The organism is Terrimonas ginsenosidimutans (genome assembly GCF_022012415.1).
GTDB lineage: Bacteria > Bacteroidota > Bacteroidia > Chitinophagales > Chitinophagaceae > Terrimonas_A > Terrimonas_A ginsenosidimutans.
The window spans coordinates 1-5,072 of sequence record NZ_JAKLTR010000045.1; the positions used below are offsets into that span (position 1 = coordinate 1).

Annotated in this window: 4 protein-coding genes; 3 read left to right on the forward strand and 1 reads right to left on the reverse strand. The window is 46.6% G+C overall.

All coding sequences use genetic code 11. From position 1 onward, the window contains the following. Positions 1–196: 196 nt before the first annotated feature. From LZZ85_RS28190 to LZZ85_RS28200, 3 genes are all read left to right on the forward strand, one after another. Positions 197–1,450 (forward strand): hypothetical protein, encoded by a 1,254-nt coding sequence (locus LZZ85_RS28190; RefSeq protein ID WP_237877481.1) that lies wholly within the window; start codon positions 197–199, stop codon positions 1,448–1,450. A gap of 63 nt (positions 1,451–1,513) precedes the next feature. Next, positions 1,514–2,335: a hypothetical protein gene (locus LZZ85_RS28195; protein ID WP_237877483.1), complete on the forward strand. Its 822-nt coding sequence runs from the start codon at positions 1,514–1,516 to the stop codon at positions 2,333–2,335. Between the two features lie 205 nt (positions 2,336–2,540). After that, complete coding sequence (locus LZZ85_RS28200; protein ID WP_237877485.1) at positions 2,541–3,167, forward strand: porin family protein; 627 nt, start codon at positions 2,541–2,543, stop codon at positions 3,165–3,167. A 133-nt stretch (positions 3,168–3,300) separates the two neighbouring features. On the opposite strand, the gene LZZ85_RS28205 is transcribed toward LZZ85_RS28200, so the two are convergent. Further along, positions 3,301–4,902 carry a M28 family metallopeptidase gene (locus tag LZZ85_RS28205; RefSeq protein WP_237877487.1) on the reverse strand — a complete coding sequence of 534 codons (1,602 nt, stop codon included), beginning with the start codon at positions 4,900–4,902 and terminating at the stop codon, positions 3,301–3,303. Positions 4,903–5,072: the final 170 nt, after the last annotated feature.

Below are 5,072 nucleotides of genomic sequence, written 5' to 3' on the forward strand. Positions count from 1 at the left end.
GCGCCCTTGCCCGCCGGCAAAAAAAGTAGAAGGTCACTTCGCGGCAACCCCTCGAAAAAAAAGGCCTTGCCCCTCCGGCAAAAAGTAAACGGAGTCTTCGACCTCCCGTCGAAAAAAGGCCCACTGCAAGTTTAACAAACTATTGCCCCACACCGCACGGCCATATTACGAACAGATTCGTTAATTTCGATCCTTTATGAAAAGGATTGTGAAAGGACTTTTTACGCTTGTTTTTCTTTGGGCTTTTCAGTTCAGTTCGTTTTCACAGGAAGTGACGGGAATCTGGCGTGGCTATTTCATTGGAAGTGGCGGAGACCGCTACAGACTGGAGTTCCAGGTTGGCCAAAGCCCGAGCGGTAAAGTCTCTATCAAAGGGGTGTCTTACTCCTGGCAGGATGATAAACGATTCTATGGCAAGGCTACGATGACAGGCAGCTATGTCTCCGACTCCAAAAATTTCAGGATCCACGAAATACAAACGGTTGAAGTGCAGAACCCGCTTGGGGGCACCTGCATTATGAATTATGACCTGGTCTACAGCCGTTCCGGCAGAGAGGAATTCCTGGAAGGCACTTATCTCGGTAAACCAGAAGTAAAGGGCCGTGAAAATCCTTATCCATGGGGTGAATGTGGCGGTGGCCGTGTATTCCTGCGTAAAGTACCGACCACAGAATTTTATCTTGAACCTTTTTTACGGGACACCAAGATCGCGGTTACCCCAAAACCGCTGATCACAAAACCACAGGAAAACATACCCGCGGACAACACTACCACCAATAACAATAAGACGAACGCTACACCGAATAGCCTGACAACGAATAAAAAGAACACGTCCTCCCCTGCCCCGAAAACAACGACCCCAAAAGTAACAACGCCGAATACAACAAAGACAACTACTTCAAATACAACAAAGTCAAATACGACTGCAAAACAGCCTGCTGTCAAACCACAAAAGCCGCCCGTTGTTCAGAAACCGGTGAGCAAGCAGCCAAAGGATAGCGCAGTCGCGAAAGTGACAACGGTTCCTCCCCGGGAACCGGAAAAACCTACTATTGCCGTGATCAAACCTCCGGTTTCCAGTGTGCCTGTGCCAGAAGTGCTGAAGACCCGGCAAAATGAACTGATGAAGGCGCTTGTCGTGAACGATCCGAATGTAACCGTCAAGATCTTTGATAATGGAGAGATCGATGGTGATACAATTTCCGTGTACCTGGATAAACGTCTTGTGCTGTCGAAAAAAATGCTGACGGCAGCTCCGTTGACGCTGAGCCTGAAAATGGATGAAGAGAACCCTGAACATGAATTGGTGATGGTGGCGGAGAATCTTGGACGTATACCTCCCAATACCTCACTGATGATCGTTGAGGCCGGCAGGCAACGCTTCGAAGTACGGATCACATCAACCGAACAAAAAAATGCATTGGTTCGCTTCCGGTATGAAAAACCGTAGCGTTTTGACCGTTTCTGTAATTTTTTAAAATAGCTTACAGTTTTTCCGCTATTTTCAATTCACATGCGAAGATTAACAGGACTTCTCCTCTTTCTTACTTTATCTATCTGTAGCGATGCCCAGGACATGAATGGTTTCTGGAAAGGACGCCTGATCATGGAACCCGGCGGTTGTTTTCCTGTGTACAATATCGAATTCCAGTTACAGATCAACAGTGACAAGATCTCCGGTAATTCATACCACTACTCGGACACATCGAATTATGTGAAAGAAATCTTTGAAGGTGTTTATGACACTGCAAACAAAGTATTGACGATCGAGGAACAACGCGTGTCTGTGTTCCGCATTCCGGCGGACTGTGTCCCGTGCATCAAAAAATACCAGCTCACGTTTCATACCGATGGTAAAGAGGAACAATTGCGCGGCAACTGGTCCGGGAAAACAATGGATGGAAAAACAACCTGCCCTCCCGGTACGATCATCATGACGCGGATCAACAAACCTGCATTCCGTCCGGAATTGCCGGCTAACGTTGCATCAAAAAAAATGGACCTGGTAAAAGAGATCTTTGTTGATACAGGCACGATCCGTCTGGATTTCTACGATAACGGCCAGATCGATGGCGACACGATCTCTGTATACGCGAATAACTTCCCTATCGTTTCCAGAAAATTACTGTCGACCAAACCCGTTACTGCCTATGTACGCATTACGCTTGATGAGCAGATGCAGGAGTTGGTCATGTTTGGAGAAAACCTCGGTACGATCCCTCCCAATACGGCATTGATGATCGTTGACGCAAATGATAAGCGTTACCAGTTGTTCATGTCATCGGATGATAAGAAGAATGCGATGGTGAGGTTTATTTATCAGAAGCCGAAGTAGTTTGCGAAGAACACTGCAGACACTTACTACTTAAGAAATCCTCTTTATCATATCTGACCATTAACGATGGATATGTATTCTCATCTTCAATGATTTTTTTCTTTTGTGCCAGTAAGGCGTTGAGTGTTAAAAGAGATATCTGAGGTGTGCGGTCGCTCCTCTGGCATGGTTTTTCTATCGCTTCCCACGTATTAAATTACGTATTATGAAAAGAATCATGATTGTACTGGCATTTGCCTCAGGCGCAACGGCTGTACACGCGCAAAATCTATCTCTTGGCCCGACTGCCGGATTCGGGCATGCATGGACAAGTTCTGACAATGGAAGTCAGGATGGAAAATTTCACTCCTCGTATAATATAGGAGGTAAATTAGTCTACAGTTTTGTGAGCCATTGGGGCATTAGCGCTGATGTAAAATTTTCCAGTGAAGGGGAAACTGTGGAAGCGGTTAATGGTAATAAGTCTGTATACCGGGCTAATTATATCCGGGTTCCTTTACAGGGTATCTATTTCTTTGGAGAGTATGGTAACAAAGTACGTCCAAAGATCTCCGTAGGTCCTTCCTTAGGTTTTCTTGTAGGTGGCGAATACAAGCAGTATGTCAACGGGAATGTCGCGAACACTGTTAAGACAAAAGACATTTCCGAATCATTTGACTTTGGTTTGACGGGCGCTGTCGGCCTGAACGTACGCGTTGCAAAATCGACCTGGCTTAATGCTGATGTGGCCTATTACCATGGACTTACTGATGTGGTAAATACTGCCGATGCGAAGAACAGGAATATTGGCTTGAACGTGGGAATTCTTTTCCCGCTTGGGACAGCGAAATAGTAATGGCTGGTTGTCCGATCAAAAAAGACATTTTATAAAACGGCAAAGCCCTTCTAAAAAAAAGAAGGGCTTTGCCGTTTTATAAGTGATCAGGTTTTGCTAAAGCCACATCTGACAGAATCGATCCTTGCTCTTAGAATCCTCTTCCACCCGCACCTCTTGGTTGAGGCAATTCTTTACGTGGAAGTTTTTCGTCTCTCATCGCAGCATTGTAAACGAAAGAAGCTACGATAACAGAGATCTGCTGAAGATCTTCAGGGATCAGGTGGTCATAAGAATCCATATTCGTGTGGTGAGTTCTTGTATTATACTCGATCGGATCCTGAATGAACTGGAAGCCTGGCAGACCAACTGCGTCGAATGACTGGTGGTCAGTGCCGCCAGTGTTGGAAATGGTCACCCATTTAGCACCCATATCATGGAATGGAGTGAGCCACTGAGTAAAGATGTCTTTTACTTTATCATTGCCCTGGAGATAGATCCCTCTTACTTTACCGGTACCGTTATCAATATTGAAATAAGAAGAGAATTTAGCGTGTTCAGGTTTCAGTTCCATTGTTGCAGGATCTGCAAAGTGATTTTTTACATATCCTCTTGAACCCAGCAGGCCTTCTTCTTCCCCACCCCAGAGTGCGATACGGATCGTACGGCGTGGCTGAATGTTCAATGCTTTGAGGATGCGAACAGCTTCAAGCATTACAGCGCTACCGGCTGCGTTATCTGTTGCGCCGGTTGCAGACTGCCAGCTATCGAGGTGACCACCGAGCATCACGATCTCATCCTTCAGGGAAGGATCAGTTCCTTTGATCTCTGCAACTACGTTATATCCTTTTGTATCTTTTTGATTGAACTCAGATTTTACATCTACGTCCAGTTTAACCGGAACGCCTTTTTTGATCAGACGGCACATGCTGAGGTAGTCTTCATGAGTCAGCATAATGTCCAGGAAATTATCAGGAGCGCCAACAGCGTAGCTGCCACCGCCCTGTACGAATAATGTTCCGTCATGACCGCGCGGGCTGCTGCTGAGCAAAGCGATAGCGCCTTCTTTTTCAGCCATTGTTTTCAGGATATTCAGCACCTGAGCGGCACCTCCACCCTGGCGGGCCATTTGCTCACGCATACGGCGTACTGCTGCGGTATCATTGGGGTCAACCTGAGGGCGGCGTTGCTGCTGAGCCTGAGGCTGGGCAGCGGCCATTTTGTTGAGCTCTTCATCCGTATAACGAACAGCGTCTGCTTTAAATGTCTGGCGAAGGGTATCACCTTTATAAATAAGCAATACTTTCCCTTTCAATTTACCTGCATAACGCGTCAATCCAACGGAATCCGTTGCTTCGATCAGTAATACTTCAGCGTTTTTCAAGCCGGCAGTGCTTTTGGTCCATGTTTTCGGATAAGCGATCAGCGGCTTGTAATAAGGGGCGGTCATTGCTACATAGCTTTTCTTGAGCTCCCATCCTTTACCGAATTCACCCCATGGTTCGAGTGCATTATTAACGAGGCCCCATTTGCCAAGCGATTCTTTCGCCCAATTAGCCGCTTTTGTGTAACCGGGAGAGCCGGCAAGGCGTGGTCCGTTTGCATCGGTCAGGTGAAATGCAATGTCCATCACCTGTGAGTTGGTTGTTCCCTCTGCTTTGATCTTGTTGATTACTTCCAGGTTGATCTTTTCCTGAGCATACAACATCTGCCCGGCGACCATCATGGAGAGCACCGCAGTTAGTCTTCTCATGTTAGAATTGTTTTTGGATGAGTGTGAAAGATATAGAAAACACGAGTCTTAGACGTCAGGCGTGGAAAAAACCTGTTGGGGAGATGGGGGAAATTGGATGAACGGCGATTGACCGTTGACCGTTGACCGTTGACCGTTGACCGTTGACCGTTGACCGTTGACCGTTGACC